This is a genomic window from Providencia sp. PROV261 (genome assembly GCF_028477945.1).
In the GTDB taxonomy this organism is placed as follows: domain Bacteria; phylum Pseudomonadota; class Gammaproteobacteria; order Enterobacterales; family Enterobacteriaceae; genus Providencia; species Providencia stuartii.
The window spans coordinates 165,806-191,331 of record NZ_JAMPMC010000005.1; the positions used below are offsets into that span (position 1 = coordinate 165,806).

41 protein-coding genes and 3 tRNA genes are annotated in these 25,526 nt (G+C 40.5%); 15 read left to right on the forward strand and 29 right to left on the reverse strand.

Annotation, left to right across the window (positions count from 1 at the left end):
• Positions 1-2: 2 nt before the first annotated feature.
• The 10 genes from PR675_RS03455 to PR675_RS03500 all read right to left on the reverse strand — a co-directional run bounded on the left by PR675_RS03455 (position 3) and on the right by PR675_RS03500 (position 5,802).
• Complete coding sequence (locus PR675_RS03455) at positions 3-2,111, reverse strand: phage terminase large subunit family protein (protein ID WP_193450794.1); 2,109 nt, start codon at positions 2,109-2,111, stop codon at positions 3-5.
• Positions 2,053-2,610 (reverse strand): hypothetical protein, encoded by a 558-nt coding sequence (locus PR675_RS03460; protein WP_193450795.1) that lies wholly within the window; start codon positions 2,608-2,610, stop codon positions 2,053-2,055. Before PR675_RS03460 ends, PR675_RS03455 begins: the two co-directional genes overlap by 59 nt.
• Before the next feature lie 263 nt (positions 2,611-2,873).
• Entirely contained in the window at positions 2,874-3,167 is a 294-nt protein-coding gene (locus PR675_RS03465; RefSeq protein WP_210850562.1) for a hypothetical protein, read from the reverse strand.
• Positions 3,164-3,808, reverse strand: coding sequence for a hypothetical protein (locus PR675_RS03470; protein WP_210850561.1), 645 nt, complete (start codon positions 3,806-3,808; stop codon positions 3,164-3,166). The genes PR675_RS03465 and PR675_RS03470 overlap by 4 nt, the downstream gene beginning before the upstream one ends.
• Positions 3,809-3,885: 77 nt before the next feature.
• Positions 3,886-4,080 (reverse strand): hypothetical protein, encoded by a 195-nt coding sequence (locus PR675_RS03475; RefSeq protein ID WP_272582665.1) that lies wholly within the window; start codon positions 4,078-4,080, stop codon positions 3,886-3,888.
• An 80-nt stretch (positions 4,081-4,160) separates the two neighbouring features.
• Positions 4,161-4,454 carry a hypothetical protein gene (locus tag PR675_RS03480; RefSeq protein WP_210850559.1) on the reverse strand — a complete coding sequence of 98 codons (294 nt, stop codon included), beginning with the start codon at positions 4,452-4,454 and terminating at the stop codon, positions 4,161-4,163.
• The gene (locus tag PR675_RS03485) at positions 4,426-4,617 is read right to left on the reverse strand and encodes a hypothetical protein (protein WP_272582666.1); all 192 of its coding nucleotides are present in this window, start codon (positions 4,615-4,617) and stop codon (positions 4,426-4,428) included. The genes PR675_RS03480 and PR675_RS03485 overlap by 29 nt, the downstream gene beginning before the upstream one ends.
• Complete coding sequence (locus PR675_RS03490; protein ID WP_272582667.1) at positions 4,592-4,969, reverse strand: hypothetical protein; 378 nt, start codon at positions 4,967-4,969, stop codon at positions 4,592-4,594. The genes PR675_RS03485 and PR675_RS03490 overlap by 26 nt, the downstream gene beginning before the upstream one ends.
• A 58-nt stretch (positions 4,970-5,027) precedes the next feature.
• Positions 5,028-5,597, reverse strand: coding sequence for a lysozyme (locus PR675_RS03495; protein ID WP_272582668.1), 570 nt, complete (start codon positions 5,595-5,597; stop codon positions 5,028-5,030).
• Complete coding sequence (locus PR675_RS03500; RefSeq protein ID WP_004911666.1) at positions 5,578-5,802, reverse strand: class II holin family protein; 225 nt, start codon at positions 5,800-5,802, stop codon at positions 5,578-5,580. Before PR675_RS03500 ends, PR675_RS03495 begins: the two co-directional genes overlap by 20 nt.
• Before the next feature lie 174 nt (positions 5,803-5,976).
• Between PR675_RS03500 and PR675_RS03505 the strand changes: the two genes are divergently transcribed.
• Positions 5,977-7,425 carry an SEFIR domain-containing protein gene (locus PR675_RS03505; RefSeq protein WP_193450802.1) on the forward strand — a complete coding sequence of 483 codons (1,449 nt, stop codon included), beginning with the start codon at positions 5,977-5,979 and terminating at the stop codon, positions 7,423-7,425.
• Positions 7,426-7,532: 107 nt separating this feature from the next.
• Here the strand turns inward: PR675_RS03505 and PR675_RS03510 are convergent, their stop codons facing one another.
• From PR675_RS03510 to PR675_RS03570, 13 genes are all read right to left on the reverse strand, one after another.
• Positions 7,533-8,084 (reverse strand): DUF1133 family protein, encoded by a 552-nt coding sequence (locus tag PR675_RS03510; protein WP_272582669.1) that lies wholly within the window; start codon positions 8,082-8,084, stop codon positions 7,533-7,535.
• Positions 8,085-8,118: 34 nt separating this feature from the next.
• Positions 8,119-8,433: a Ref family recombination enhancement nuclease gene (locus PR675_RS03515; RefSeq protein ID WP_193450804.1), complete on the reverse strand. Its 315-nt coding sequence runs from the start codon at positions 8,431-8,433 to the stop codon at positions 8,119-8,121.
• Between the two features lie 11 nt (positions 8,434-8,444).
• Positions 8,445-9,038 carry a DUF1367 family protein gene (locus PR675_RS03520; protein ID WP_193450805.1) on the reverse strand — a complete coding sequence of 198 codons (594 nt, stop codon included), beginning with the start codon at positions 9,036-9,038 and terminating at the stop codon, positions 8,445-8,447.
• Positions 9,039-9,449: 411 nt separating this feature from the next.
• The gene (locus PR675_RS03525; RefSeq protein ID WP_193450806.1) at positions 9,450-9,785 is read right to left on the reverse strand and encodes a hypothetical protein; all 336 of its coding nucleotides are present in this window, start codon (positions 9,783-9,785) and stop codon (positions 9,450-9,452) included.
• Positions 9,760-10,122 carry a hypothetical protein gene (locus tag PR675_RS03530; RefSeq protein WP_193450807.1) on the reverse strand — a complete coding sequence of 121 codons (363 nt, stop codon included), beginning with the start codon at positions 10,120-10,122 and terminating at the stop codon, positions 9,760-9,762. The genes PR675_RS03525 and PR675_RS03530 overlap by 26 nt, the downstream gene beginning before the upstream one ends.
• Positions 10,119-10,355 (reverse strand): hypothetical protein, encoded by a 237-nt coding sequence (locus PR675_RS03535; RefSeq protein WP_193450808.1) that lies wholly within the window; start codon positions 10,353-10,355, stop codon positions 10,119-10,121. Before PR675_RS03535 ends, PR675_RS03530 begins: the two co-directional genes overlap by 4 nt.
• Before the next feature lie 2 nt (positions 10,356-10,357).
• A complete protein-coding gene (locus PR675_RS03540; RefSeq protein WP_272582670.1) occupies positions 10,358-10,528 on the reverse strand; it encodes a palmdelphin in 171 nt (56 codons plus the stop codon).
• A 20-nt stretch (positions 10,529-10,548) separates the two neighbouring features.
• Entirely contained in the window at positions 10,549-11,919 is a 1,371-nt protein-coding gene (locus tag PR675_RS03545; protein ID WP_272582671.1) for a replicative DNA helicase, read from the reverse strand.
• Positions 11,916-12,506: an ATP-binding protein gene (locus PR675_RS03550; RefSeq protein ID WP_213537329.1), complete on the reverse strand. Its 591-nt coding sequence runs from the start codon at positions 12,504-12,506 to the stop codon at positions 11,916-11,918. Before PR675_RS03550 ends, PR675_RS03545 begins: the two co-directional genes overlap by 4 nt.
• Complete coding sequence (locus PR675_RS03555; RefSeq protein WP_272582672.1) at positions 12,499-13,308, reverse strand: helix-turn-helix domain-containing protein; 810 nt, start codon at positions 13,306-13,308, stop codon at positions 12,499-12,501. Before PR675_RS03555 ends, PR675_RS03550 begins: the two co-directional genes overlap by 8 nt.
• A complete protein-coding gene (locus tag PR675_RS03560) occupies positions 13,305-13,511 on the reverse strand; it encodes a hypothetical protein (RefSeq protein ID WP_272582673.1) in 207 nt (68 codons plus the stop codon). The genes PR675_RS03555 and PR675_RS03560 overlap by 4 nt, the downstream gene beginning before the upstream one ends.
• Before the next feature lie 12 nt (positions 13,512-13,523).
• The gene (locus tag PR675_RS03565; RefSeq protein WP_272582674.1) at positions 13,524-13,979 is read right to left on the reverse strand and encodes a toxin YdaT family protein; all 456 of its coding nucleotides are present in this window, start codon (positions 13,977-13,979) and stop codon (positions 13,524-13,526) included.
• Between the two features lie 38 nt (positions 13,980-14,017).
• Positions 14,018-14,203: a Cro/CI family transcriptional regulator gene (locus PR675_RS03570; RefSeq protein WP_272582675.1), complete on the reverse strand. Its 186-nt coding sequence runs from the start codon at positions 14,201-14,203 to the stop codon at positions 14,018-14,020.
• Between the two features lie 132 nt (positions 14,204-14,335).
• On the opposite strand from PR675_RS03570, the gene PR675_RS03575 reads away from it, so the two are divergent.
• From PR675_RS03575 to PR675_RS03640, 14 genes are all read left to right on the forward strand, one after another.
• Positions 14,336-14,956, forward strand: coding sequence for a LexA family protein (locus PR675_RS03575; RefSeq protein WP_272582676.1), 621 nt, complete (start codon positions 14,336-14,338; stop codon positions 14,954-14,956).
• A gap of 414 nt (positions 14,957-15,370) precedes the next feature.
• Complete coding sequence (locus PR675_RS03580) at positions 15,371-15,556, forward strand: hypothetical protein (protein ID WP_272582677.1); 186 nt, start codon at positions 15,371-15,373, stop codon at positions 15,554-15,556.
• Between the two features lie 88 nt (positions 15,557-15,644).
• Positions 15,645-15,980, forward strand: a complete 336-nt coding sequence (locus tag PR675_RS03585) for a hypothetical protein (protein ID WP_272582678.1) — start codon at positions 15,645-15,647, stop codon at positions 15,978-15,980.
• Positions 15,981-15,991: 11 nt separating this feature from the next.
• Positions 15,992-16,240, forward strand: coding sequence for a hypothetical protein (locus PR675_RS03590; RefSeq protein WP_272582679.1), 249 nt, complete (start codon positions 15,992-15,994; stop codon positions 16,238-16,240).
• 19 nt (positions 16,241-16,259) lie between these two features.
• Positions 16,260-18,275 (forward strand): hypothetical protein, encoded by a 2,016-nt coding sequence (locus tag PR675_RS03595; RefSeq protein WP_272582680.1) that lies wholly within the window; start codon positions 16,260-16,262, stop codon positions 18,273-18,275.
• On the forward strand, positions 18,275-18,775 hold the full coding sequence (locus tag PR675_RS03600) for a siphovirus Gp157 family protein (protein WP_196993028.1): 501 nt from the start codon (positions 18,275-18,277) through the stop codon (positions 18,773-18,775). Before PR675_RS03595 ends, PR675_RS03600 begins: the two co-directional genes overlap by 1 nt.
• Before the next feature lie 45 nt (positions 18,776-18,820).
• Positions 18,821-19,000, forward strand: a complete 180-nt coding sequence (locus PR675_RS03605; protein ID WP_196993029.1) for a hypothetical protein — start codon at positions 18,821-18,823, stop codon at positions 18,998-19,000.
• Between the two features lie 25 nt (positions 19,001-19,025).
• Positions 19,026-19,256, forward strand: coding sequence for a hypothetical protein (locus PR675_RS03610; RefSeq protein ID WP_196993030.1), 231 nt, complete (start codon positions 19,026-19,028; stop codon positions 19,254-19,256).
• Positions 19,253-19,846, forward strand: a complete 594-nt coding sequence (locus PR675_RS03615) for an HNH endonuclease signature motif containing protein (protein WP_196993031.1) — start codon at positions 19,253-19,255, stop codon at positions 19,844-19,846. Before PR675_RS03610 ends, PR675_RS03615 begins: the two co-directional genes overlap by 4 nt.
• A complete protein-coding gene (locus tag PR675_RS03620; RefSeq protein WP_196993032.1) occupies positions 19,840-20,010 on the forward strand; it encodes a hypothetical protein in 171 nt (56 codons plus the stop codon). Before PR675_RS03615 ends, PR675_RS03620 begins: the two co-directional genes overlap by 7 nt.
• Positions 20,010-20,180 carry a hypothetical protein gene (locus PR675_RS03625; RefSeq protein WP_196993033.1) on the forward strand — a complete coding sequence of 57 codons (171 nt, stop codon included), beginning with the start codon at positions 20,010-20,012 and terminating at the stop codon, positions 20,178-20,180. The genes PR675_RS03620 and PR675_RS03625 overlap by 1 nt, the downstream gene beginning before the upstream one ends.
• A 73-nt stretch (positions 20,181-20,253) precedes the next feature.
• Positions 20,254-20,439, forward strand: coding sequence for a hypothetical protein (locus PR675_RS03630; protein WP_014658109.1), 186 nt, complete (start codon positions 20,254-20,256; stop codon positions 20,437-20,439).
• Entirely contained in the window at positions 20,423-20,641 is a 219-nt protein-coding gene (locus PR675_RS03635; RefSeq protein ID WP_196993034.1) for a DUF4224 domain-containing protein, read from the forward strand. The genes PR675_RS03630 and PR675_RS03635 overlap by 17 nt, the downstream gene beginning before the upstream one ends.
• Positions 20,641-21,654: a tyrosine-type recombinase/integrase gene (locus PR675_RS03640; RefSeq protein ID WP_140186858.1), complete on the forward strand. Its 1,014-nt coding sequence runs from the start codon at positions 20,641-20,643 to the stop codon at positions 21,652-21,654. The genes PR675_RS03635 and PR675_RS03640 overlap by 1 nt, the downstream gene beginning before the upstream one ends.
• A gap of 145 nt (positions 21,655-21,799) precedes the next feature.
• Here PR675_RS03640 and PR675_RS03645 read toward each other — a convergent pair.
• From PR675_RS03645 to PR675_RS03670, 6 genes are all read right to left on the reverse strand, one after another.
• Positions 21,800-21,886 (reverse strand) — tRNA-Leu (locus PR675_RS03645).
• A 7-nt stretch (positions 21,887-21,893) separates the two neighbouring features.
• Positions 21,894-21,967: transfer RNA gene (locus PR675_RS03650), tRNA-Cys, on the reverse strand.
• A gap of 25 nt (positions 21,968-21,992) precedes the next feature.
• A tRNA-Gly gene (locus tag PR675_RS03655) sits at positions 21,993-22,068 on the reverse strand.
• A 164-nt stretch (positions 22,069-22,232) separates the two neighbouring features.
• Positions 22,233-22,781, reverse strand: a complete 549-nt coding sequence (gene pgsA, locus PR675_RS03660) for a CDP-diacylglycerol--glycerol-3-phosphate 3-phosphatidyltransferase (RefSeq protein ID WP_014658106.1) — start codon at positions 22,779-22,781, stop codon at positions 22,233-22,235.
• A 57-nt stretch (positions 22,782-22,838) separates the two neighbouring features.
• Positions 22,839-24,671 (reverse strand): excinuclease ABC subunit UvrC, encoded by a 1,833-nt coding sequence (gene uvrC, locus PR675_RS03665; protein ID WP_060561338.1) that lies wholly within the window; start codon positions 24,669-24,671, stop codon positions 22,839-22,841.
• Positions 24,638-25,324 carry a LuxR C-terminal-related transcriptional regulator gene (locus PR675_RS03670; protein WP_004918792.1) on the reverse strand — a complete coding sequence of 229 codons (687 nt, stop codon included), beginning with the start codon at positions 25,322-25,324 and terminating at the stop codon, positions 24,638-24,640. Before PR675_RS03670 ends, uvrC begins: the two co-directional genes overlap by 34 nt.
• Positions 25,325-25,526: the final 202 nt, after the last annotated feature.

Here is a 25,526-nt window from a genome sequence, read left to right on the forward strand (position 1 = left end):
CCTTATGCTAATTTGCTGGAGATACGTTTACGCTTAGGCTGTTCCTGTTCTTCAGGAAGAATTGCGCCCGGTAAGCGCAGGTCTAGTTTTTCTTCTGGCTCAGAAGATGGGGGTAATAAACGGTCAGGGTTATTATCAATAGCAATTGCCAAAGCATTTAGTTTCAATCCTAAATGAAATAATCCCGCTAATGCTGCATAAGCATAAACACGACAATCTAATGCTTCATTTGCCTTGCCATGAGGAAGCTCCCAAACACTATAACGTTGCCCAGCAGCCTCTTTCATTATTAATCTTTCTGATGTTAATTGGCTGAAATACCCCATATCCCTATCGACAGGGAAATGCATATATCCTGGTCCTCTTTCTTCAATATGTAGGCGAGATCTAATGGAGTCTTTTGCTGAGTTAACACCGATGATAATGGGTTTAAATTGAGATCTATTCTTGGGTGTTGGTCGCTTATTAGGCCAAATGGGGGAACGTTTGCCATTAGTCGCTGATTCACCTTTGATAGCCCAAATACGTCTACCTAATCGTTCTTTAGCAAATTCATAAACTTTTTGGCTATGGTTACCGCCAGAGTCATGACAAGCCGCCATAATAGTAAATCCGCGACCATCGGCTCGTCGCCATATTTGTTTAAGATAAGCATCTAACCTAGACCATGGCTCAGCAGTTTCTAAATCACCCTCAATAACATCAAATGAAATAGACCAACTTTCCTCATCTTTCCCCCAGCCAACAACTTCAATTTCAAGCCTATCATTTTGGGTATCGATTCCTGCTGTTAATACCGCTACTCCCATTGGTATTTCTGCATCATAAACTTCTCTTCTAGCCAGTAGTGCATCAATAGGCAGTTTCTTACCATAATTGGGGCGATGAGGTAATCCCATTTGGGTATTCCACCATGCTAGCTCTCTATCTGGATCTCCCTTTGCCTTTAAATATTTTTGTGCAATATCAGAAGGTTTATCTTTTTGCCATGGGCTAAACAGTTTAGATGCTTGATAACCTGCATGAATATTACTAACCCCAAGTCCTCCGCAGTCTGGGCAAATAGCTCTATAAACAGCATGTCGTTCAGACTCTGACCATTCCCACACTTTATCTACTGCGGTTTCATCATCGTTATGCCATGCTTGATCATAATCATTTAATGGTGAATGTCGGCTACCACAACATTCAAAAGGTTTGGTTTGATGCCATCTTATAGTTCGTAAAGCCCTTAGCCTTTCTCCTTCAGACCAACCAGCCCCACAACTTTCACAATATATTAAGGCTAGGTGTGGTTGATGTTTCTCACCTTCTTTAGGCCAATGAACATGCTTAAAAAAATCAGGAAATTGACGATGCCCACAATGAGGACAAGCTAAGGATGCTCTACGCTGATCCGAATCCTCATAACTTGCCGCAATACGGCTTTCATCTTCAACAGTTGGGGAGCATGCTCTTACTGATAACCAATTAAGGCCATATGTTGCCGTTCGTTCCTCAGCTAACGTGATAGGGTCACCTTCTCGCGTAATGGGATATTTATCAACTTCATCAGCTAGTAATACACGAATTGGTCGGCGAGCTAAGTTATCAGGGCTACCAGCCCCAGCCAACGCTAAAAAGCCCCCGGGAAATGATTTATATAGCAACGTTTCTTTTGATGTTTTTTGTTTATTCGCACCAACAATTTTTCTTAATACAGGGGTAACCCGAATCAATGGTGTAATTCGTTCTTTTGAAAATTGTTCAGCTGCATCCTCTTTTGGTTGCAACAATAACATAGGGCATGGATCTAAATGAGCAAAATAGCCAAACACATTTTCAAGTAAAGCTGTTTTCATCAACTGAGTACAGCACATAACAGTAATCGTATGGACACCAGATTCAGTAACGGAAAGCATTGGACCTCGCGCAATTTCCACCGTATCGGTCTGCCATGATCCCGATGTACTCCCCGCTTCTTTTGCTAACTTTCTATAACGGTCAGCCCAGTCAGGAACACTAATACGAGGAGGTGGCGTCCATCCTTTTTTAACACTAGCTAATAACCTATCACGCTTCGTCTGTGTTGAATTCAGGCTCCCCGAGGCCAGTAATATGTTTGTGGACATGTTCGATTAACACCTCAGTCATCCTGTCAGCTGGAACGCCCAAGTCAGCAGCCATAATTGGTGCAACACGAGATGGCCAATTCATCCAAGCATCACGTTGCTCTCTGAATTCAGCAAACAAGATTGATTCTGCAACTGAAAGCTCAATCAGTTGTCCGTCCTCTTTTTCGTATTCCAGCTTAGTAAGTAGCGCAAGGAAGTTTTCTTTTATTCTTCTAGCTTCATCAAAAGACATGTCCGCGCCAATTTCACGAATTAGCCTTTCAGCCGTTTGTGTTGGTGATTCATCCGTTAATTCATTATTGGCCTGTTTTTTTTCTTTTTTAGGTTTAGTTTTATTTGCTGATGTTGAGGGAGATTTTCGGTATCGCTCTATATTTTCATTTGAGGCATGAACATCAATTTCGTCACCATCCATGACTAACCATCCACGAGACTTCCACATCGTAATAGTTTTACGACTGACGCCATGCAGTTTTGCAAAATCTGACTGATTCATGTTGTTACCTTAAATGTTACCTTAAGTTGTTACCCACTCTGTTACCTATTGGCTAAGGTAACAGGGTGGGTAACATAAAAAATGAAACAAAAAAATAAATATTTATTTTTAAATTCATAAAGATAAGCGTAACCTCAGAAATACCGATGTGTTACCTGTTACCCAAATTTCAAAATTTTTTAGCTAGTGAAACTACACGGCGCGCAATGCCCGTGAAATAGAAAAGTGCTAGGAAGGACCCAAAAAATTCTATAGATGATCCACTATGAATACTGACATTCTGCCCAGATTTTCCAATCGAAATCACATTCACATTTCCCATTACTATCTTGATATTCAGCATCTAGCCCACAATCAGGACAGCAAGGTATTTCTACAGTTATTTTTGTTCCTACAGGCCAGCGGTTTGCGTGAATAGCTAATTCATCAGTTGTATCTGACTCCATATCACCATCACAAAGAACTTCAATAAATGGCTTGTGCTCATCACAATTATCACCAGCATATATGTCAGTTTTAACTTCACCCCACATAGCTGTTTTAAAGTTCATACTCACTTTGCTGTCCTCATCGCTTCTTCAAGTGCCCGGCTTATTTCCTGTGGTAATAAAGCCTGTGCCATTCGTTGTGCCCTATCCTGGTATCCAAGTACAGGCTGAACAGGTAACGCATCACCAAACCGAATAAGTAACTTAGGTGCTGGTTGTTTTTGCCTATCCCGACGAGTGCCATTAGGTGAGCGTTTTAATCGTTTTTTACCCTTACGGCCTTTCTTAGTTTTTTTACGCTGAAACACGCCATTGACACCATTTAACTCACCAATGAAAGTATTATCTTTAGCTTTCAGACTGCTTAACTTATTTCTTGGTAAGTTACCGTATTTATTCAACTTGATGCTTTTAGGGTTAAGCAATGCGGAGCCATTTAACTTATGAACACCGCCATCTTCAAATGGTGTTAAGTATTCAGCTGCGATATTCATCACAAACACTTTGGCCCGTAGATCACTTTTACGTGCCCCACGGCTTTTAATACTCTTAACAGTGAAAGGTGTTGGGCTTTCTAAATTACGTTGTAATGCAACCTTTTGTGCATTTTCTATTTTACGTACAGTGCTAGTCAGTGCTTGCGCTGTCGCGAAAGGGATTTGCTTACGAATAGTTCTAAGTTGATTAGCTAAATCAGTTAAATTAGCCATAATTTACCTCAGAAAATAGCAACCAATTAAAGCTCTATCAACGCCACTCAAAGAATGACGTTTGTAGAGGTTTAAAGCTAATTGTCTAATTTTAATTCGACTGGCGATAACTCACCTTCTTCAAACCATGCATTCACCGCTCGGCCATCAGCAGATAAATAATGAACATAATACTGATTTGTATCATTTTGATACTCGGCACGGCCTTTAATATGACCTTCTTCACCGCTGATGGTTACTTGTACAACCTGACCTAATTCATGTTTAAACATAGTATTTTCCTGTAGATATGAAAAAGCCCGCTATTGCGAAGCTCGTTGTTATTCAATTTCACGTATTGCTTTCTTGTCGGCTATCGCTTGAGTTTTTCAATCTCTTCACGGTCAGGGTGACGGTAATTGAGGATGTAATCAGGTAATTTTGCCAACTTACCATCACTATCACGCCCAACCACTGAAACTGAATCGACTACCGATGATGTATCAAAAGTTTCATCATACTCATGCAATAAAGCCGCCATTTTGTCTTGCCACTCGGCGGGCATTTCATGCATAAGCACCCGCGGAACAGTTAAGAATGACGCGTACGACAGCCCAAACCAGTCCCACAGATTACCGCTATTTTTTGGTTGTGTTGTTTCTTTCATATTCAATTTCCCGTATCGCCTCAAGCTGCTCATTCGCCTTTTCTATCGTTCCTAGCAATAATCTATTCCACAATACAGACGCTTCTGGCGATAGCGTTTTTCCATCACTATCAGGCGGTAGTGGAGGCACCACTAAATTAGTTAGCGTGGCTGGAATTGGCACGCATTGCGCGGGAACGTAATTCGTTTGTGTACTCGAACAAGCCATCAGCAACAGGCTGAGGCACAAGAGCATCACAATAAAACTCTTTTTGGAGTATTGTTTTATATTCAATGACTTTCTCCTGAGCCTTTGCATCGGCTTGAATACCATTGCGGTGTGCTGAAGTTGCTATGAGATTAAAGCTATTAAACTGCAGTGACTGTTTAGCAATGACTTCACTTTGCCTGACATTATCTTGTTTGAGATTGTCATTATCTTTTCGTACTAAAACATTGCTGTCATAAAGCGTTGTAGCCCACCAACTCACAGCAAATAGCGCCAAAAATAACCAGAATGAATTATCTATTTTCATAAGTTCACCTGCTTACCTCGGTAGTGATCGAGGGCTTTTTGGCACCGCTTTTCTAAGCTTATCTTGTCAGTACCACAGGTATCGTCTCTGAGTACATGTACGCCAGCTGCCAAGTAGAAGGGGATTCCGATAATGAAAGCGGATATGCATAAGCGAACTCGCCAAGGCATACGGCTTTTTCTACTTCTCGTCTTGTCATTAACCCTTTCCATTTGACGCCCCCAGCATATATCCAGCGTTTAAGTTCATTGCATGCGCCAACTTGGTCACCAGCATTGAGTTTTTTAAGTAGCGTAGAACGTGAAAAAGCACCTGTTCCTACGTTATATGTAAATGAGTAAAGTGCAGCCCTGGTGTAATCAGGAATATTAACCTTAATTAAAGGGTTCACAGCCTTAGCGACAATGGCTAAGTCCTTTTCTAATAGCGCTTTACACTCGGCTTTCGTGTAGGTTTTTGTAGGAATAATGTCAGGTCCTGTATGCCCATAACATACGGTAAGCACTCCCACCACATCACGGTAAGGTTTGGGCTCATATCCCTCAAACTCTGTAACCATTGCAACAGTTAAGGTCATCAGTCCACCAGCTGCAGCGGCCATTTTTATTTTATTTGGTATCTTTGGCATGAGCCGCCTCTTTGCGCTTATCTTCTTTTCGTTTGAAATATAAATTTGTCAGAAATGTCGCTACACCTAAAAGCAGGCTTCCTAATACCCCAATTGCTGCCCACTGCTCAGATGAGAAACCATCTAATAATTGTTTTAGCCAATAGAATGTTGAGCCTGTCGAAGCAGCATAGGAGGCGCCAGTCGTTAATTTATCCATACGCATATACCACCCCCTACGGAGTGCCCGATATTTAGTTAATAGGTAGCCACCAGCAACAGCAGCCAGATTTAGATTAATGAATTTAATCAATATTTGAGGTAAGTTAGAGGCTCACAAATAAAATTTATTTAGTGTTAGTAAAATAGCTTAGAAGCCTTACCTATGCATGGAGATAAAATGGAAGATTTAAAACCAGAAATTCCTAAAGTATTCATATCATATAGTTGGTCAGGTCATCAGCATCAATCAATGGTAAAAGATTGGGCGGACCGTCTTTTAGCTGATGGTGTTGACGTTAAAATTGATATTTATGATCTAAAAGAAGGTGATGATAAATATGCATTTATGGAAAGCATGGTAACTGATGATACTGTTTCACACGTTCTGATTATTTGTGATTCTAAGTACAAGGAAAAAGCAGACGCTCGGCACAAAGGAGTGGGAACTGAAACGCAAATAATATCAGGAGAACTATATAGAAAAGTACAGCAAAGCAAATTCATCCCAATTTTTTGCGAACTTGATGAATCAAATGAGCCTATTTTGCCGGCTTTCGCTTCAGCAAGAATAGGAATAGACTTTTCATCACCAGAGAAAGCCAACAAGAATTGGGAGCAACTTTTAAGACTCTTATATAATAAGCCCAGATTCACAAAACCAATAAGGGGGAAAACCCCATCCTTCTTAAACGAAGAGGGAGATATGCCATCAGGAGAAATAAGGGCTAAATATGAGCTTCTTAAACAATCTATCCTTAATGATAATAAAAATATAAAACTATTTCGTAATGATTTTATATCATCATGCCTTGAATTTGCGGATGTTTTGCGCGTAAGAGAGCAGCCAAATCCTGAAACATTCCCTGAAGACATCCTAAATACTGTTAACAAATTGAAAGTTGTCCGTAATTTTTTAAGTGATTGGCTGCTATTAGAGTCAGAAGTAAACTACTCTGCTGAATTTACAGAATCTCTTATCAATCTCTTGGAGCAGTTGCGAGTCTTAAAATCTAGGCCTCCTGAACTAAACAGTTGGAATGATGGCTGGTTTGAAGCTCATTCAGTTTTTGTTTATGAGGTTTTTTTATACATTATCGCATCATTAATGAAAGCGGAGCGATACGACTTACTGCATGAAATATACACGTCAAACTATTTAAATCCTAAGACTGAAAGCTATAACGGTTATGATTATGACCGATTCGGCGTGTTTTATGGGCATGCCGAGCATGTAGCTCCCGCCTTAAGTAAAGATATGAAGTTTATTTCAAACGCAGCCGAGATAATTAAAAGGCAAGCTGACAGAAGTGATTTAACTTTTGAGCATATTGTTGAGGCCGAAACAATTACCTATATGATGGCTGTTATAAATTTATTTAACTGGCACCCTGGAACTCTTGGCTACTTAAGTTACATGCACCGCAGCCCATTTTTTATAAGAGCTGCTCAACATAAAAATTTCCAAAAACTTGCTGTAATTACAGGAATTCAAACAACTGAAGAGTTAAAGAAAATAATCCAAACGAACAGTGAAAGTTATTTGTTTAATTACTCAAGTAGAAGCTTCGGTAGATCACCTGTACTTAAAGATATTTTAAACCTAGATAAGTTAGACTCCATTAAATAAAGAAAGGCCCCGCGATTGCGAGGCCTTAAATTCCTTTCCTGCCTTGCGTGTATAGCTTCGCGCAGCATATACGAAAACTATAACTATTTCGGCAGAATAGTCAAGGTTTATTCATTGTAGTGATATTTTCTATCAAATTCATCGCACATTGGGCGATACAACATAAACTCAGCAACACTGAGCCATGCTTTGACTCTATCTTGATAAGTGCGTAAACAGTAACGCCCCTCTTTCTCACATAGCTCTAATGCGATTTCATGCTTCGATTTTTTATAAACGTAATGCTCTTTTAGAATATTTTTCAAACCCTCATCATCACTCATAATTGCACAGATGACTTTATCCATCTTGCCGCCTTCAATATCACTACAGAACCACATATTACTAAGTATTTTTTTCTCCTGGTATTCATCCAAAAATAGACGAAGTGTTTCCTCTGATAACCCCTCTTTCTTCATTCTTCGCATTGCATCTTTAAGGGCTTTCTTTGTGATTTTTGGGTCTGATAATAATCGCTGAAAAATACCAGCCGCTTGCGGCGATTTACTAAATGCAGCCCAGCGGCCCCACATTGTTAAACGTCCACGGATCCACGTACTTTCTAATGTGCGTAGCCTTAAATACTCACCACTCTTGCCGCTCGTCTCTGGATAGATCATGTTAACCCCTCAACTTCTTTATTTATCAATATTGTTAGACGCGACAAGCGCGTAATGCCATTACTTCTCTTTTGGTTTGCTCAAGCAATTCCGCTTCGGTACCGTGAATTTGCTGCCATGTTTTTGGGGCCGCATGAAAGCCGGTGTCATAGCTAGCGCGGTGGTGAGGTGGGCATAACGGCAATACATCTTTATGACTAGCACGCTGCGCTATTCCCTGCCCTGTTCGTGTATGATGGATTTCCGCAGGAGTTGCCCCATACCCCATGTTTCTACAACAAATACAGCCGAGTTCTGCTACATCTGATAACCACTGTTTCTCTTCTTTGGTCTTTGATTTTTTGGTCATTGGTCTTGCCTCTAGGTAAAATCTAATAACTGGGCCGCCGCATTTTCAGCAGCTTCTTGAGTAGGAAATTTACGGAATAGAATGAAGTTCCAAAGCACATCGAGGGTTGCTTTGTAGAGTTCGCCAAAGGCTAGGTCATCCATTTTGGCAAAGCTAATTGATTTAGAGACGCGGCGTAAGCTACCGTCTGGCATTTCAAAGGTTTCATAATGGCCAGATTGCTCGACTACCCAGTAGCGGAAAGCATCAAAGGATTTAGTCGCTGAAATATTGTGAGTGCGTTTCTGTGCTATCTCATCGAGATAAACATCAGCAGCAGATTGGAGGGCGTCATCGTTATCAGTGTAGTAAGCGAGGAATTTAACGTAACCGCGTACTAGCTCTTTTTCTTCAGGCGAAACCGTACCACCGGTTGGTTCCCAGTATTCATACCCTAGATTGAGTAAAGCGAAGTATTTACGGTGAAAACGTGGGTTGCGAGCTTTCTTGAAATCAGCCGAAAGCACATCACCACACTTGATTTTTGAATGCAGGAAATCTCTCGCAGCGGGATTAGCCGGTACAAGAGTGTCGTTAGACATTTTGATAAAGCTATGCTGTGCCATACTTTTTCTCTCAGTAGACACAGCAAGTGTTATGATTGGGTGTTCAGACCAATAAGTAAATTATACAGTAAGCATGGTTATATAACCAGTTAATGCTATCAAACATTACTTCTAAGCTGCCTATGCGGCAGTGAACGTGAGAATGACTTTCAGTTCGTCGGTGGTCTTCTTCTAAGCTGCCTATGCGGCAGTGAACTATAACTTATCATGAAAAAAACCATATTCAACAATAAATTACACCTAATTTTATGAGAAATACCTTCCATATTTCAGCATGGTGTAATACATTGATTTTTAACAAATAATTTCTAGGTGGAAAAATGAAGGGTAAAAAAGAGGAAAACAGCACATCTTCTATACCCATCAAAATTAATAGCGACACTCTAAATTTGAGTTATCTGTGATGCTTTGTTACATCAACTTTAATTCATGCCATCCATGAGTTACCCAGCATTTATGATCACCACTTAAACAACATTCAGATACCGGCAACTGCTCATTGCACTTTTTACAGCGCCTTTTATTTAGTTCTGTAACCAAAGATATCGCTGAACGGTCATCAATTCTAATCAACATGGAGAGATATTCAGCGATATCATATGGCTCTCTTCCTGGTCTACGTAATGCACAGTTCCTTGTGAGCATCTCCATTTCTTGTTTATCAAGTAATAATTCAACTTTAACTAAGCCCTGCTGTTTTTGTCTCTCGCGCTGCTTAGCCTTACGTTCTGACGCGGTCATTTTCATTGCTCACCTCCGGAAGAAACATCCACTCAATTACTTCAACATCAATTAAAGGATCAATACCTCCACCAAATGCATCTTTAACATATTGCGCACTTTCATAAAAATCACCATGGCTATCCAAATAGCCTACAACCATGCATTCATGAGTTTTAAGCAGTACACCAACATCTTGCGGTGGTAACTGTTCTTTGCATTTAGTCCATGCTTGAGGGGAATTATCTCGTGATGCTCTCCATACTAACCACATGGCATATTCAGCCATTTTACTAGCTTCTGGATGATTATCTTTAACCCAGTTTTCAAATTGTTGTCTTGATTGTTCTATTTGCTTACTCATACCTTCATCACCTCACGCCAATGATTTAACCTATCTCTAAAAAATTCCCGATGTACCTCTGGTGCTTTTTCAATTTCAACCAGTACTCGCTCTCTGTAGATTTTGCGATTTTTAAGCTGTCGTATTAGCCGGCTAGCCAATAAATCAAGCTGCTCCAGTTCGCGATACTTGCCTGGCCACAAAGCACGGTTATGAGGAAGTCCATCAGGCAAGTAACTTGATTGCCCTGACATGACTACCTCTTTTGTGGTTTTAACTCAGGTTGATATGGAGCCTTAGTTCTCGCTCGTGCAGCTGCGTGAAGGCGATCGATATGACATTGCGAATAGTCGCAACCATCATCAGGGAAAATAGGTTTGTTATCACGCACGAGTGATTCGTGTGTGATGGGGTCTTTGATTATCATGGTCTGCCTCTTTTGGTCTTTTAAAACGCTTTCTCTGCATAGCGGCGAGTTTTACCGCCCTGCGATTGCTGTTGCATTCTGGACACTTCCGCTGCAGTAATTTGGTCGGTTGGCAGGTAGTGGCCGTTCTTGAATTCTTGGTAAATCGTACCCGTTTCACCGTGGCGGTTTTTATCTACGATAACCTCAGCATAATTTTTCGCGGGGCTATTCGGGTTATAAACCACATCACGATAGGTGAATAAAATATAATCGGCATCTTGTTCTAAGCTACCAGAGTCGCGCAAATCAGCAGCTACCGGTCGACGTTGGTTTAACGGTCGCTTATCTACATCTCGTGATAGCTGGCTCAACGCAATAGTCGGCGTATGCAGTCGCTTAGCAAGCCCTTTTAGCCCAGCTGAAATTGCCGCTATCGCGAGGTCATTACGCTCAGCTTTTGGTTTTTTAATTAAACCTAAATAATCGACAAAAACGCCTTTTAAATTCGGATATTGTCGTTTATGGTTTTCGCTAATCGCGCATATTTGCTCAACCGTTAAATTGTTTGCATCGATGATGTGAATATCCCGATCCACTAAGTGGCCTAGCCCAGACTCTAATCTCGCCCAATCCTCATCATATAGTTTCCCTTTCCTCAGGGTTGATACTGATAACTGAGATGAACCCGCGATCATACGCTCAGCAATTTGCTGATTCGCCATCTCCATAGAAAACAACAATGCCCCACCACCATCACGAGTCATTCCCTCAATCATGGTTAGTGCTAGTTCAGTTTTACCCATTCCTGGTCTACCACCGATAAACACCAAATCAGTCGGGTTGAAGCCCCCTATTTTGTCATCTAAGGCCTCTATACCTGTTTTGATCATACCGCCAACATCTTCACCTAAATTTCTTCGCTCGAGGACTTCAACATATCCCTCAATGAGTGTATTTAGATGGACGGGTAACAGGTTTTGATTACCCGTAGTCAGTTGACTAATTCTATTGGCAAACTGACTAATAAACTCTTCGGCTTGCTCGTGATTGCCCGCTTCTGTGATTGCTGTTTGATACTTGCTTATCAACTGAACGGCTTGGCGTACACGAAAGTAACTGTGTACTTTTGAAGCGTAACCTTTTAAATTTGCTTTCCAAATTGGCGAATTTGCAAGCTCAAGTAAGTTAGCTAAATCACCTTTATCCCCGAGTGCGTCAGCAATAAAAAACGGATCTATCAGCGAACTGGATAATGCCTGTTTTTTGATTTCATGATAAATACGGCGGTAATAACCTGAACTAAACGCCTCCTCAGGTAATGTGGCTAATACTTCATAAGCATCTTGAGAGGCTCCACCGGCTAAAAAGCCACTGATCACCGCACCTTCAAGGTCTCGTTCATTCATCATGAGTGATTACCTCTACGGTACGTGGGCCAATTGAACGTTAGCACCGTACCTCCTTGTAATAATCGGTCTACTGCGCGTTCACCAAGCATTTCAGAAAGCTCACCCATCGGTAAATTACTCACTAAAATCGTCGGTAATAAATCCTCATAGCGATTATTAATGACTTCAAACAAAATATTACGCTCAGAGTCAGTACCGTACTGAACGCCAATCTCATCGATGATCAATAAATCCTGTTCACAATATTTTGCTAAGACATCCAATTCGCTAAATTCAGAATGGCTATCCCACGCTCTGCGAAATGCACGGATGATCCTTGCCGCTGTGGTGATAAATACGGATTGCTGATATTCCTCAACCACTGCTCGCGCTATCGATACCGCTAAATGCGTTTTGCCTGTGCCTGGTGTTCCACATAGCAACAAACCCTCACCTGCATTTTTACGATCTTCCCATGTCGCAACGTATTGCTTGCACACGGTGAGGTTATGTTTAACCGGCTGTGTGGCTGCCTTGAATGTCTCAAATGTTGCGTTAGCAAAGCGTGGAGGAATATTTACGCTATCGAGTAAGTTATGTTCAATCATTTTCGCCACCTACAAGCCAATGCGGAGTTTCTTGAGCACCGTAGTGCTTACCAGAAAAACCTGCATGTGAATTCGGTTTCTTAGTTTGAGCCATTCGCTCAGGGAATATCCCCTGCCAGCCATTAGCAATTGAATTACACAACACGGCATCAGCATCACTACAACCGGATAGCTTTTTAGCCAATTGTTTACAGGTTGTTTCTGTCAATGGCTTCCTGATCTCTTTTCGAAAATTCACCCAGTCTTGCCAAACTTCCTCGCTCACATTTTCAGGTTTAGCTGGTAATGGATCGAATTTTACTTTTTTCTCCCCCTTTTCCCCTTTGGGGGTAAGGGGGGATTTATTAGGTTCTATGATAGGTTCATTGACTGGTTCAATAGAGTGACTGGTTCTGGTGCCATCTGACGGCATAGGGGGTCTGTCATCTGACGGCATAGCTATGCTTTTTGGTGGCATAGGGCTATCACCACCTGATATAGCTATGTTTTTTGGCAGCACAGGGGCTATGCTTTCTGATGACACAGGGGTAGTTAAATCTAAATAGTAAATATTTGATGTATTACCTTTACCATTATTAACCCCTAATCGATTTTCTTTTACCAAGAAACCCATGTCGATTAAAGCCTCAATATGGCTACGTACTGCACTTTTACTACATTCGCAGTGATCAGCGATATGTTGATATGAAGGCCAACATTCCCCTTTATCATTCGCATTATCAGCTAGTTTGATAAGTACTAGTTTTCGCAACGGATTCCCCACCCGAATTGACATGGCTTTAGCCATTAAGGTCATGCTCATTTCACACCCCCAGCGTTTTGGTACTGCTCAGGCGTGAGCTTTTCTAAAAATAGCTTTTGTTTTTGTTGCTCGTACTGCTCCCAAACACTAAGTGCAGCTACTCTCTTGCCTTCAAAAACTTCTTCAATCTGAACCTTATCCGCAGGTTGGCCATTCAACAAAAAGCCATTGCGATAAGTGATTTTTTCAATTGTTCTTAGCATTGGTCTTGCCTCTTAATGTACGCTGGTCGGGCGTGGGATAGCGTTTAATGCATTAACTGCGTTATTGATGTGGTGTGACATGTCACGCCCCTCTAATAAAATTTCACTGATCGCATCAGCAAAAAGTTGTATCGCCACTGATGCTAAATAATTTTTGGTATCACCGCGAAGCCTAGCTAATCGTGATGCTGGCAATGCCATTTCAATTGCCGGCATTAGCTCTGCAATTTTTCGCAATGACGCACTAGAATCACCGCGCAACCATCTGAAAATTTGCTGCCGGTTGTTGTTGATCGCCTTCCAATCCGCCCTACCGTTCTCATCTTCAATCACATGTAAACGCCCCTGCGATTTATCTCGCACTATTCGGGAGTATGCACGGCTGATCTCAATCGCTACATGCTCTTGCCCTTGTTCGGTCGCCCAGCTCTCTAATTCAGAACGGACAATATCGATATCAAAATTCATCTACTCGCGTCTCCTGTCGCAAAATTGATTATTAAGAATCAGTTTTTTAAACGATCTACAGTTACATTAGCTTTAAGCGTTCCTTGAGTGATTTTTTCAATTAATAACGCGTATTTCCATGGAATCTCAGACTTCCAAATGCTTACGGTTGATTTAGAAATGCCTAGAGCCTTTGCAGTTGCAGTGACTCCACCAAAGAAATTAATTACATCGTTTTTTAGCATGGGTTACATCCTCTGTTGAACTTGATAAACTAGTTTATAATCGTAAACACTAAAGATCAATATAATAAACATTTTTTGTTTAGATAGGTGAACATGAAACCACTTAGCATACACGACCGTATAAGCATGTGCATGAGCCAGTTGCACTTAAAAAATCGTCATATTGTAGAGGCTACTGGAGCATCTAAAGGTGCAGTTAGCCAATGGATAAATGGGAAGTCAGAGCCTTCATCTAAGTACATCCCAAGCCTAGCGAGGATATTGCGTGTGTCGGAAAATTGGCTGCTTGAGGGGGGACCAGTAAATGAGATACCTCCCAATGTAGCAAACACCTACCATCTGAAAATTCATGAGATCCCATTGATTTCATTTGAGCAGGCTGCGGAGTGGCATGAATTAATGCACGGTCCTGATGTTGAGGCCATATCATGGTTAGAAGTGCTTGAGTTCGTTTCCCCGTATGCTTTTGCTCTTAAAATGGAAAACAATTCAATGATGAATATATCTGGGCAAGGCTTATCCATTCCCGTTGGAGCAACCTTAATAGTTGATGTAGGACCACAAATAAAATCAGGAGCTATTGTCGTTGCCAAAGTTACTCCTAACGATAAACAAGCCATAGTAAAGCAATACGTGACTGATGGGCCTAATAAATATTTAATGTCTTTAAACTCTAATTACGAACGAATACAAGTAACCGATGAAACTCTGATTATTGGTGTGTGCTTAAAAATGCAACTATCTCTTTACTAATTTTCGTCACATTATATTAAAACCAGCAAATGCTGGTTTTTTTATACCCATCATAATTTTGTTCACATTTCTAAACTTTATCGTTGACAAAGAAAGTTCACGATCATAAACTTCATTCCGTTAGTTCAGAAACGTAAACTATATAAGTAACAATCTGAATTGATATTTTTGATTAAACCACGGCAAGTGTTTTGATAGGTGTTCAAACCAAATTTAGTTTTGCTGTTATGTCGGAGGAGAACCAAAGCTCTCATCACGACCTTTCATGATTACCACGGCGTAACGGCAATTTTTTAGCAGTACCAGGGAAAACTTTTAGACCAAAGCTAGGCAAGACCATCGACCACGATCGAGGCAAGACCAGACCTGACAGCTCGGAAAGACGGGCAACATCATAAATGACAGGAGACGATTATGTATGTAGCTAAGAATGAAATGAAGAATATTAAATTAGACAGAATCATCGCTTTATTCGAAGCATTTCCAGAAACAATCATTAATTGTTGTGGTGATAATAAAACAGCAACGCTTGAATTTGATACAGACGTAAAAAAACCCACCGAGGTGGGCTCTTTTACCCGGGTCGCCGACCAAAGCTAACCGGAAGTTCTTAGCGGAGACCAATCCGCTTAAGAGGCAAGACCAATGATAAGAATCACTGATCAGACTATATTTTAAAGGAGTTGCTATGAAAGCACAACCTAAAACCCCCCTAAATGTCACACTATACATTCATGCACAGAAGCAATTTGACGGTTCATATCGATACCGCCCTTCTACATTCAAATACGATATCGATTCTGGCTTAGGCTTTGTCATTGCTGAGCATACTGTCGACATTCCATTTACTGCACCGTCAAGCACTGAGCTAGTTCAATTAGAGATTGACGCGCTCAAAGCTGAGCAAAACAAAATTCTTGCTGATGCGCAAGTGAAATCAAGTTTACTTGAAGATCAAATTCAAATGCTTCTCTGCTTAGAGGGTAAGCCAATATCTAAAATTGATGAAGAGCTCCCTTATTAATGGTGAATATGATGGATGCTATTAATCTAGCTATTGATGCTGTATTAGATGCGGAGCTATCTGTTATTGAACATGAAAATAACAGTGAGATAGTTTCTGGTACTCAACACATTTCTATTATCGGCGGCACACGACAAGTTGAATATTACCCATCAACTGGTACTGCTTATTCAAATCCAGTAAAGGGAAAATATAAGCAAATCACTATTAAAAAAGCGGGAATTAAACGCGCGATCAAACTCGCCAAATCTGGACATTAATTCAAGAGGCAAGACCAAAATGAAAACTTTTATCTGTGTATTCGAGCCGACTATCGACGCTCGGACGAACGGTGCTGTACCTTTAACAATTGCATTGAATTCTACAAATGCAAAATTAGCTTCTGCTGCTGCAATGATCAAGCTGTCTGAAGCTTATCCAGAAGCTATGGATAATTTTAATACTGATGAGCCGATTGTCTGTGAAGATAGTGTCGGTTCCCCTCGCCCTGCTCTCGATAAGTTCGACGAGAAGTTTGCGCTTGAAAATGAATTCGATGGTGAAAAATGGGTACCTGTTCAATATGAAGATTTTAACAAAATAAATGTCGTTATTCGTATCGCTGCTATTTTGTTATTCAATAAAACGCAATTCACCCGTTCTGATGTCAGTAAAGCGGTAAGCTTTGTTAACGAAAGCAAAGAGCAACCTAAAATTCGCAATATCGCAGAAGGTTTAGGAAAAATAAAACAGCTAGATTCGATGGATGCAGAGCAAACATATGAAATTGCTAATGCTGTTTTTGAGTTTGCTGATGATGATATTTCCGTTATTGATGCGATCGGGTTAGGTAACAATTGGTTAATTGAAGAGCCCAAATCAGAAGTTGAAACGGCACATGAAGAACAGGTGATAAAACGCGATTACGCGATGCTTGATACTGAAATCGCGCTCGCACTGTTAAGTAATGTTGATATCGATGACGTGAAAGGTTCTGATGTTCGCAGAGCTAAAGAACTGATCAGCAACGATGACAACGCATGGAAACGCTGGTCAATGAGTTTGCGTATCTATCCCGACATTCTCGACATTCCTCGTGAGAAAATTTTTTCACTCATCACAGAAGCTCGCGAACGAACTGAATTACTAAGTGATGCAAATGCACGTAAAGCGTTTATTGATTCGAAACTCGGTACCAATCAACCCAAAGTAACAGCACTCGGTAACGGCCGTTTTTCAGTTGATAATTTAATTCAGCAACCGGCTAATGATGAACAATCATCAACGACAGTTGAAGAAAAGCACTCTGTTGTTGAAGAAAAACCAAAACGCACACGCAAGAAAAAGGAGCCAGCTAAAGTCGAAGAAAGCACAGCTACCGAAACTGCCACTGAACAAACAAAAGAGCCTGATGCGGTCGTAATTAAAACAACTCAATCAGCAGTACAGCATGACGATTTCGAACAACGTGCGGCAATCATTGATGATGTACTCAAAGATAACAACGATCATCTTAATATTTGGAAGCGCGTACAGCGCACAGACGCTCGCTTTACTAAGCCGTTAGAAGGTGTGGGTTTTATAGGAACAAGCATAAACAGTACCTACATGTTTATGCGAGCGACTGAGATATTCGGCCCCATTGGCGAAGGTTGGGGTTATGAAGTTATTGAAGATAAATTTATCGATGGTAAGCCACTTGTTGAACCCATCCTCGATGAACGAAACAAACAGGTTGCAACTCGCTTTTTACGTGATGGGGATGGATCTTTATTCTGCGAACAAAACCACTCACTCAAAATTAAATTCTGGTACATCATCGAGGGCGAAATACGTGGTGAGTTTGAAAGTTATGGCGCCACGCCTTACCGTTACCAAACCAATTATGGCATTAAAGTCGATGGCGAAGTCATTAAAAAATCACTCACAGATGCAATCAAAAAAGCCCTTTCTATGCTTGGCTTTAGCTCTGATGTGTTCATGGGCATGCATGATAACCCTGAATATGTAGCAAGTAATAAGCTCGAGTACGAAATCAAAGCCGCAACAGATAGCGCAGAAGATGTGACTCGCGTTCGTAAAGAGCTGGATGAGAAATTTACTAAGCATACTGAAACCATGCGCAGCGCTGTTACACAAAATGAATTACGCGGTATTGCATCTACCCTTACTCGTGAAATATCAACACACATTAAGTTAGCACAAGATCGCGGTGACAAAGAGTACGCAAAATATTTATCAGGCAGGTTACGTCGATTAAATGAAATTGAAAAAGAGTGTATAGATCTACTTAAACAGAAAGAAGAGGCAATCTAATGACCAAGACTACTGCTATTGCACTTGCTGCAAGCTATGAAAAGCTACAGCAGCTTGTTGAAGTTGGTAATTTTTCCCCTGAAGAAATCGCTGACACATTAGAAGGTATTGAGGGCGAGCTAGGCGATAAGTTAGATGCAATCATGGTTCATGTTCGCAATATTGAAGGGCAAGCAAAAACACTAGAGGAAGAATCTAAGCGCTTATCTGAACGTAAAAAATCATTCGAAAATCAGGCTAAAAACTTAAAAAAATATGCTTTAACCTGCTTGTTGGCAGCGGGGTTAGACAATCTAAAAACCCTTAAAAATACGTTTACTGCACGTAAAGGATCAACCTCTGTTGTCATTGATAACGAGGATTTACTTCCTAATGACTTGGTTCAAGTTCAAGTGGTAACTACACCGGACAAAAAAGCCATTAAAGAAGCAATTGAAAAAGGCAAAAAAGTGGCTGGCGCACATCTCGAAATCGGTGAGCGTACTTTGCAAGTTCGTTAATAGCTTTTAGCGCTCAGAAATGGGCGCATTATAGGAAATAATATTATGGCCATGAAATTAGAAATCATCATCAACCACGACAAAGACAGTAATAAATCAAGCATCGAATGGTCCACAGCGTCAACGGAAGATGTCACAAAACAAGAGCGTCAAATGCTGTCACAGGTACAAAAAGCATTATTACTACAGCTAAACGCGCCAACCAGTTCAACAGTTTTACACTAGTGTGACATGTCACGGAGTATTGATTATGAAGAATAATTTAGAAGATTTGCACAACCATTTATTCGCTCAGCTTGAAAGGCTCTCTGATGAAGACCTTAAAGGAGACGAATTGAAGCATGAAATCAATAGAGCTAAGGCTGTTACTGAGGTTGCTGCTTCAATTGTTGAAAATGGCAAGTTGGCCATCGCAGTAAAACGTATGACTGATGAAGGTCGAATTCGGGATACACCTAAATATCTGGAAGTAAAAAAATGACCCGCTTTATTCATACTGATGCTATGTGTGATTGGATGCGTCAAAACTATTTACTGCCATTAGATAAATTAACATTGGCTTTCAATAAAGAATTTAATTGCTCACGATCTAAGGATGCAATGAATAGTTTTAGAAAGCGACTAAAGCTTAAAACAGGCAGATCTGGCGCGTTTCCAAAAGGTCACATTCCAGTAAACAAAGGTAAAAAAGGTTTAACCACTGCAAATTCAAGATCATTTAAAAAGAACAATATACCTCATAATTACCAACCTATTGGTACCGAGGTTATTACTACTGATGGATACATCAAAGTCAAAATAGCGCATCCTAGAACATGGAAACATAAACATATTCTAGTATGGGAAAAACATAATGGTCCTGTCCCTAAAGGACATGTTATTAAGTTTATCGATTGCAATCCTCTGAATTGTGATATTGAAAACTTAATGAGCATTACAAAATCTGAACACGGCGTTATTAATCGTTTCTATGCCAACGCCCCAGAAGAATATAAAGATGCAGTTTTGCAGTTGGCAAGACTGAAGATTGCAATTAGAAGCAAAGAAACCAAGAGGCAAGACCAATGCTAAGACACCAACATCAAAAAGACCAAGAAGTAAAAATCACCCTACCCGATGGATCGTACGGTTTTATTTCAACGGACAGACGCTGCACAGTTTCTTATGACTTCCCTGCGTATATCAAAATTGAAATTCAACCTACGGCCGTGCAGCAACAGAGGGGTAAACAATAATGTTTGGTTTATTCCTGATGATTTGCAGCGCTATTAATTGTGAATTTGAACCCTATGGCTATATCTACCCTGATGAGATCAACTGTTTAGTAGATAGAGAATTGTTAGTTAGTGAAGGTAAGGTTGCTGAATGCTATCCCGTCGAGGCTATTATCCGAGCCAATAATTGATTAAGCGTAATCAGTTTTATTTTTTATTTCTAACTAGCATGGTGTTTTCTCAACGACCAAACGAGTTAACACCATGCAATTACAACCTTGGAAACCCGAAGAGCAGTTATTAACGGATTTCGATATTAAATTAGGAAGATTGGCAGCAAGCGTTAAAAACAAGCAATTAACCGAAGCGGATATAAAACGCGCTTGTGATACCGCTGATTTACTAATTTTATTGATGATGAGGCAAGACCAAAATGAAAAGCGATCATGACATTATCACTCATGAGGAAATGATTGAATTAACAGGTTATCAGCGACCATCCCAACAATGCAAAGCTTTAGAACATGCGGGTATTTTCTTTATTAAGCGCCCTGATGGTCACCCTAGAACAACATGGGGACACTTTCAAAACCCGTTATCTAAGCGGTCGCAAGCACAAACTCAAGAAGAACCAAATTTCGGGGCTATGTAATGTCAAGAACAAGAAAGAACCCCGAAGATAATTGCTATCCAAAACGTGTTTATAGAGGGCGTTCAGCCTTTGAATTCAAGCCTATAAATGGTGGTACTGTAAGATTATGTTCACTTGAAAGTAGTGTCGCCGAAGTTTGGGCACACTATGAAAAGTATATTAACGATGAAAAAAATACAGATAACTTTAATTCTCTTGTTGAGCAATTTTTAAAATCTGCTGATTTCATCGAATTATCACAAGAAACACAAAAGGACTATCACAAATATTCAAATAAAGTATTACCTGTATTTGGGAAAATGAATCCAAACAACATTAAGCCGGAACATATCCGTAAATATATGGATAGGCGGGGTTTAAAAAGCCGAATTCAGGCCAATAGAGAAAAAACGTTTATGTCTCGTGTATTCCGTTGGGGTTATGAACGAGGAATGGTAAAGCTAAATCCATGCCAAGGTGTTAAGCAATTCAAAGAAAAAGCGAGAGAACGTTACATCACAGATAGAGAATATGACGCGTTATACCAATCTGCGCCATTATTAGTACAAGTTGCTATGGAACTCGCTTATTTGTGTTGCGCTCGGCAGCAAGACGTTTTATCACTAAAAAAAGATCAGCTCATGGAAGCGGGTATTTATATTAAGCAAGGTAAAACTGGTAAGAGTCAAATTAAAGGCTGGTCTGATAGGTTGAGAGCGGTTATCACAATGGCAACTGGCCTTCCCCTTGATGATGGTGTATCCAGTTTATTTATTGTTCATCAACAAAATGGCCGCGCCTATTCACGTGATGGATTTAATAGTCGATGGAGAAAAGCAAAAGAACAAGCAGCCATTAATAATCCTGAACTATCTTTTGACTTTACCTTTCATGATTTGAAAGCTAAAGGGATCTCTGACCTCGATGGCACATTGCAAGAGAAGCAAAAAATATCAGGACATAAGAATATAGGGCAAACGGCTCGATATGATAGAAAAGTAGAAATTGTACCCGTGGTAGGTAATCAGAAATAATGCATAAAAATTCTGAGTGTGAAATTTATATTCTGAAAGGATATTCTGAAAGTATTATGAAGTGTGATTTAGAGCACAAAAAAAGCGACCTTAAAGGTCGCTCTTTTCTTTCCCTAACCCGTTGTTATTCAACGCGGTTTTTATTTGGTGCCCAGGGCGGGACTTGAACCCGCACAGCCTAAAGGCCGAGGGATTTTAAATCCCTTGTGTCTACCGATTTCACCACCTGGGCTGAATTTTGGAGGCGCGTCCCGGAGTCGAACCGAGCTACACGGATTTGCAATCCGGTGCATAACCGCTTTGCTAACGCGCCTTCTTCTCAATCTCTTACTGAGATTTGGAGCGGGAAACGAGACTCGAACTCGCGACCCCGACCTTGGCAAGGTCGTGCTCTACCAACTGAGCTATTCCCGCCTTTCAGCTTTCGCTTTTCAAACTGGCTGATTTACTTATTTTTTTTCGTAAACCTCGTTGCCGTTCGATGCGTTGCATTCTACTGATTTCACATTTTGAGTCAACACAAATATTTAAAAAAATCACTCAAAACCGTTCGTTCGCTGTTTTTTCAATCATTTCGATCAAGCTTCGCTCAAATCTGACCATGCTGCCTTCAAATATTGATACATTGACCAGAACGTTAAGATAGCTGCAACATACAATAATGCGATAGCAAGATTCTCAATAAGCAAATTTGGACGCCACAATAACCCAACTAAAGAGATCATTTGGGCTGTTGTCTTAAATTTACCAATCCATGACACGGCAACACTACTTCTTTTGCCTATCTCAGCCATCCATTCTCTTAACGAAGAAATAATAATTTCACGAGCGATCATCGTCGCGGCGGGTAAAGTGACATACCAAACATCAAAACTTTCCGTAACAAGCACTAATGCTGTTGCCACCATCACCTTATCGGCAACAGGATCTAGGAATGCCCCAAACTTGGTTGTTTGCTTCCATAACCTTGCTAAATAGCCATCAAACCAATCTGTTACTGCCGCAATAACGAAAATTAATGCGCAAACAAAAGGCCCCCAACTGACTGGTAAATAAAAAGCCAGCACAAAAAACGGTATCAGAATGACTCGGAACAGGGTCAACCACGTAGGAATATTTAATTTCATCATGCTCAGTAACTTTTTGACCAAATTGGATTTAATAAGTATGGTGCCTTAAGACACCTACTGTTTCAATGCATTATAAATCTTTTCTGCCAACGCGTATGAGATCGAGGGCACTTTTGCTATCTCTTCTATACTTGCATTTTTCAGCGGCTGTAAGCCCCCCATATATTTTAGTAGCATTTGACGACGTTTGGGTCCTACACCTTCAATAGATTCGAGCGCGCTGGTATTTTTAACCTTTGCTCTACGCTGGCGGTGGCCTGTAATCGCATGATTATGTGATTCGTCTCGTATATGTTGGATCACATGCAGTGCAGGTGAATCAGGCGGCAACGCAACCCCTTCCCCTTCTGGCTTAAAAAATAGCGTCTCTAACCCTGCTTTACGGTCACTCCCTTTTGCAACCCCAATTAACAATGGTCGATTTTTATCCCAATCCACATCCAGAGAATTAAACACATCTTTTGCTTGGCCTAATTGCCCTTTCCCCCCATCAATAAAAATAATGTCAGGCACTTTACTCTCATCAATATGCTTGCCATAGCGGCGAGTAAGAACCTGATGCATCGCAGCATAATCGTCACCTGGGGTGATCCCCGTAATGTTATAGCGCCGATACTCCGACTTCACTGGACCATTTTTATCGAAAACAACACAAGATGCGACGGTTTGTTCCCCCATCGTATGGGAAATATCAAAGCACTCCATTCGAGCGATTGAATCCAACCCAACTGTTTTCGCTAATGATGACATCCGTTGATGGATTGTGGACTGCTGTGCAAGCTTGGTTAATAACGCGGTTGATGCATTCGTCCGTGCCAGTTTCAGATAACGCGCCCTTGCACCACGAGGTTGAGTTTGAATTTGAATTTTACGCCCAGCGATGTGCGATAGTGAGTCAGCCAGCAATGTTTTCTCAGGTAACGCAAAATCTAACAGGATCTCTCCGGGCAATGTTCGATTTTCACTTCCTTGTAAATAGAACTGCCCAAGAAAAGTTTGCACCACTTCTTCAAGTAATGTGTCAGCCGGTATTTTAGGATAATAACTCCGGCTTCCTAACACTTTCCCCTGCCGTATAAACAACACATGAATACAAGCAAACCCTGCCTCGAAGGCTACACCAATCACATCAAGGTCATCGCTATCACCTGAAACAAATTGTTGCTCTGTTACCGCCCTCACCGCTTGAATTTGATCGCGAAACCGTGCCGCTTCTTCAAAACGTAACGCTTGACTGGCCTTTTCCATCCGTTCAATCAAGCCAGTTAATACTTGCTGATCTTTACCTGTTAAAAATAAACGAACGTAATTAACTTGTTGTTCATACTCTTCATCGCTCACTAATCCCTTAACACAAGGGCCTAAACAACGCCCGATTTGGTATTGTAGGCACGGCCTTGAACGATTTTTGTAGACGCTATCTTCACATTGTCGGATAGGAAATAGCTTTTGCATCAAAGCCAATGTTTCCCTTACTGCATAAGAGTTAGGAAATGGCCCAAAATATTCACCTTTCGCATGCTTAGCACCACGGTGCATCGATAATCTTGGATGCGTTTCTTTACTCAGAAAGATATAAGGATAGGATTTGTCATCACGCAGTAAGACGTTATAGCGAGGCTGATAAAGCTTGATATAGTTGTGTTCGAGTAATAGCGCCTCTGTTTCTGTGTGTGTAACCGTGACGTCAATGGAGGCGATATTTTTCACTAACTGTTCAGTTTTTCGGCTGCTGACGTTAGTACGGAAATAACTGGAAAGTCGTTTTTTTAAATCTTTTGCTTTACCGACATAAATAACCGTTCCCCCAGCATCATACATTCGATAGACGCCGGGTTGGTTGGTCACTGTCTTTAAGAAAGCTTTTGGTTCAAACTGTTCTGACACCCTAATAAACCCTGTTTGGCTACAATTAACCCATAGCTAATGGCAATATGGGTTAATTCTACATCACTACGGATATTAAGTTTACCAAACATTCGATATCGATAGGTATTTACTGTTTTAGGGCTTAAATTTAGCACCTGTGCTATCTGTTTTGTGGGGATCCCTTGGGTGATAAGCAACATGATTTCTAACTCACGCGTTGACAATAACTCATAGAGATCGGTCTGTTCATGCTGATTAATACGTTTTAAAGCAATAGATTGCGCAATGTCTGGTGAGATAATTTTGCTGCGCGCATTGACCACCTGTATAGCTTCTAAGAATTCATTTACTTCAATTTTGGCACTTAGTATACCTTGGATCCCAAGATCGAGCGCTTTGAGTAAGAATGAATAATGAGCGTGGATATTATAAATAATAATACCAACATCAGGCTGTGTTCGTCTTAGCGTTTGTAGCGCCTTTAATGATTCAAATTGGCAGTTATCGTTATTAATTAAGATAATGCTGGCTTTTTGTTGCCGATTCCATGAGATGGCTTGTTCGATTAAAGGAAATGAAGCCACAATATGACATCGTTTGTGTCGGCTAAAAATAGCCTCAAGCCCACGAATTAATATATTATTATTATCAATAATTATAATATTAATCATCTTTCTCTCTATATTTTATGACGACTCACCCATATAAACCTCCATAAATAGCAATTTTACAAAATAAAATATAGTCTTTTCGTTTCGTGATTAACTGATTGCTTTATTATTCTACGAATCAATACATGCTAAAAATAACGTCAAAAAAGCGATATCCTTTTAAAATAAAATAGCCATGCAAATACATGGCTATGACATTATT

What these genes read in the sequence shown, in the direction of transcription:
- PR675_RS03455 (WP_193450794.1), bottom strand. Translation starts at nt 2,111, where the DNA reads ATGTCCACAAACATATTACTGGCCTCGGGGAGCCTGAATTCAACACAG.
- PR675_RS03460 (WP_193450795.1), bottom strand. Translation starts at nt 2,610, where the DNA reads ATGAATCAGTCAGATTTTGCAAAACTGCATGGCGTCAGTCGTAAAACT.
- PR675_RS03470 (WP_210850561.1), bottom strand. Translation starts at nt 3,808, where the DNA reads ATGGCTAATTTAACTGATTTAGCTAATCAACTTAGAACTATTCGTAAG.
- PR675_RS03475 (WP_272582665.1), bottom strand. Translation starts at nt 4,080, where the DNA reads ATGTTTAAACATGAATTAGGTCAGGTTGTACAAGTAACCATCAGCGGT.
- PR675_RS03480 (WP_210850559.1), bottom strand. Translation starts at nt 4,454, where the DNA reads ATGAAAGAAACAACACAACCAAAAAATAGCGGTAATCTGTGGGACTGG.
- PR675_RS03490 (WP_272582667.1), bottom strand. Translation starts at nt 4,969, where the DNA reads ATGAAAATAGATAATTCATTCTGGTTATTTTTGGCGCTATTTGCTGTG.
- PR675_RS03495 (WP_272582668.1), bottom strand. Translation starts at nt 5,597, where the DNA reads ATGCCAAAGATACCAAATAAAATAAAAATGGCCGCTGCAGCTGGTGGA.
- PR675_RS03500 (WP_004911666.1), bottom strand. Translation starts at nt 5,802, where the DNA reads ATGCGTATGGATAAATTAACGACTGGCGCCTCCTATGCTGCTTCGACA.
- PR675_RS03505 (WP_193450802.1), top strand. Translation starts at nt 5,977, where the DNA reads ATGGAAGATTTAAAACCAGAAATTCCTAAAGTATTCATATCATATAGT.
- PR675_RS03510 (WP_272582669.1), bottom strand. Translation starts at nt 8,084, where the DNA reads ATGATCTATCCAGAGACGAGCGGCAAGAGTGGTGAGTATTTAAGGCTA.
- PR675_RS03515 (WP_193450804.1), bottom strand. Translation starts at nt 8,433, where the DNA reads ATGACCAAAAAATCAAAGACCAAAGAAGAGAAACAGTGGTTATCAGAT.
- PR675_RS03520 (WP_193450805.1), bottom strand. Translation starts at nt 9,038, where the DNA reads ATGGCACAGCATAGCTTTATCAAAATGTCTAACGACACTCTTGTACCG.
- PR675_RS03525 (WP_193450806.1), bottom strand. Translation starts at nt 9,785, where the DNA reads ATGAAAATGACCGCGTCAGAACGTAAGGCTAAGCAGCGCGAGAGACAA.
- PR675_RS03530 (WP_193450807.1), bottom strand. Translation starts at nt 10,122, where the DNA reads ATGAGTAAGCAAATAGAACAATCAAGACAACAATTTGAAAACTGGGTT.
- PR675_RS03535 (WP_193450808.1), bottom strand. Translation starts at nt 10,355, where the DNA reads ATGTCAGGGCAATCAAGTTACTTGCCTGATGGACTTCCTCATAACCGT.
- PR675_RS03540 (WP_272582670.1), bottom strand. Translation starts at nt 10,528, where the DNA reads ATGATAATCAAAGACCCCATCACACACGAATCACTCGTGCGTGATAAC.
- PR675_RS03545 (WP_272582671.1), bottom strand. Translation starts at nt 11,919, where the DNA reads ATGATGAATGAACGAGACCTTGAAGGTGCGGTGATCAGTGGCTTTTTA.
- PR675_RS03550 (WP_213537329.1), bottom strand. Translation starts at nt 12,506, where the DNA reads ATGATTGAACATAACTTACTCGATAGCGTAAATATTCCTCCACGCTTT.
- PR675_RS03555 (WP_272582672.1), bottom strand. Translation starts at nt 13,308, where the DNA reads ATGAGCATGACCTTAATGGCTAAAGCCATGTCAATTCGGGTGGGGAAT.
- PR675_RS03560 (WP_272582673.1), bottom strand. Translation starts at nt 13,511, where the DNA reads ATGCTAAGAACAATTGAAAAAATCACTTATCGCAATGGCTTTTTGTTG.
- PR675_RS03565 (WP_272582674.1), bottom strand. Translation starts at nt 13,979, where the DNA reads ATGAATTTTGATATCGATATTGTCCGTTCTGAATTAGAGAGCTGGGCG.
- PR675_RS03570 (WP_272582675.1), bottom strand. Translation starts at nt 14,203, where the DNA reads ATGCTAAAAAACGATGTAATTAATTTCTTTGGTGGAGTCACTGCAACT.
- PR675_RS03575 (WP_272582676.1), top strand. Translation starts at nt 14,336, where the DNA reads ATGAGCCAGTTGCACTTAAAAAATCGTCATATTGTAGAGGCTACTGGA.
- PR675_RS03580 (WP_272582677.1), top strand. Translation starts at nt 15,371, where the DNA reads ATGTATGTAGCTAAGAATGAAATGAAGAATATTAAATTAGACAGAATC.
- PR675_RS03585 (WP_272582678.1), top strand. Translation starts at nt 15,645, where the DNA reads ATGAAAGCACAACCTAAAACCCCCCTAAATGTCACACTATACATTCAT.
- PR675_RS03590 (WP_272582679.1), top strand. Translation starts at nt 15,992, where the DNA reads ATGGATGCTATTAATCTAGCTATTGATGCTGTATTAGATGCGGAGCTA.
- PR675_RS03595 (WP_272582680.1), top strand. Translation starts at nt 16,260, where the DNA reads ATGAAAACTTTTATCTGTGTATTCGAGCCGACTATCGACGCTCGGACG.
- PR675_RS03600 (WP_196993028.1), top strand. Translation starts at nt 18,275, where the DNA reads ATGACCAAGACTACTGCTATTGCACTTGCTGCAAGCTATGAAAAGCTA.
- PR675_RS03605 (WP_196993029.1), top strand. Translation starts at nt 18,821, where the DNA reads ATGGCCATGAAATTAGAAATCATCATCAACCACGACAAAGACAGTAAT.
- PR675_RS03610 (WP_196993030.1), top strand. Translation starts at nt 19,026, where the DNA reads ATGAAGAATAATTTAGAAGATTTGCACAACCATTTATTCGCTCAGCTT.
- PR675_RS03615 (WP_196993031.1), top strand. Translation starts at nt 19,253, where the DNA reads ATGACCCGCTTTATTCATACTGATGCTATGTGTGATTGGATGCGTCAA.
- PR675_RS03620 (WP_196993032.1), top strand. Translation starts at nt 19,840, where the DNA reads ATGCTAAGACACCAACATCAAAAAGACCAAGAAGTAAAAATCACCCTA.
- PR675_RS03625 (WP_196993033.1), top strand. Translation starts at nt 20,010, where the DNA reads ATGTTTGGTTTATTCCTGATGATTTGCAGCGCTATTAATTGTGAATTT.
- PR675_RS03630 (WP_014658109.1), top strand. Translation starts at nt 20,254, where the DNA reads ATGCAATTACAACCTTGGAAACCCGAAGAGCAGTTATTAACGGATTTC.
- PR675_RS03635 (WP_196993034.1), top strand. Translation starts at nt 20,423, where the DNA reads ATGAAAAGCGATCATGACATTATCACTCATGAGGAAATGATTGAATTA.
- PR675_RS03640 (WP_140186858.1), top strand. Translation starts at nt 20,641, where the DNA reads ATGTCAAGAACAAGAAAGAACCCCGAAGATAATTGCTATCCAAAACGT.
- pgsA (WP_014658106.1), bottom strand. Translation starts at nt 22,781, where the DNA reads ATGAAATTAAATATTCCTACGTGGTTGACCCTGTTCCGAGTCATTCTG.
- PR675_RS03670 (WP_004918792.1), bottom strand. Translation starts at nt 25,324, where the DNA reads ATGATTAATATTATAATTATTGATAATAATAATATATTAATTCGTGGG.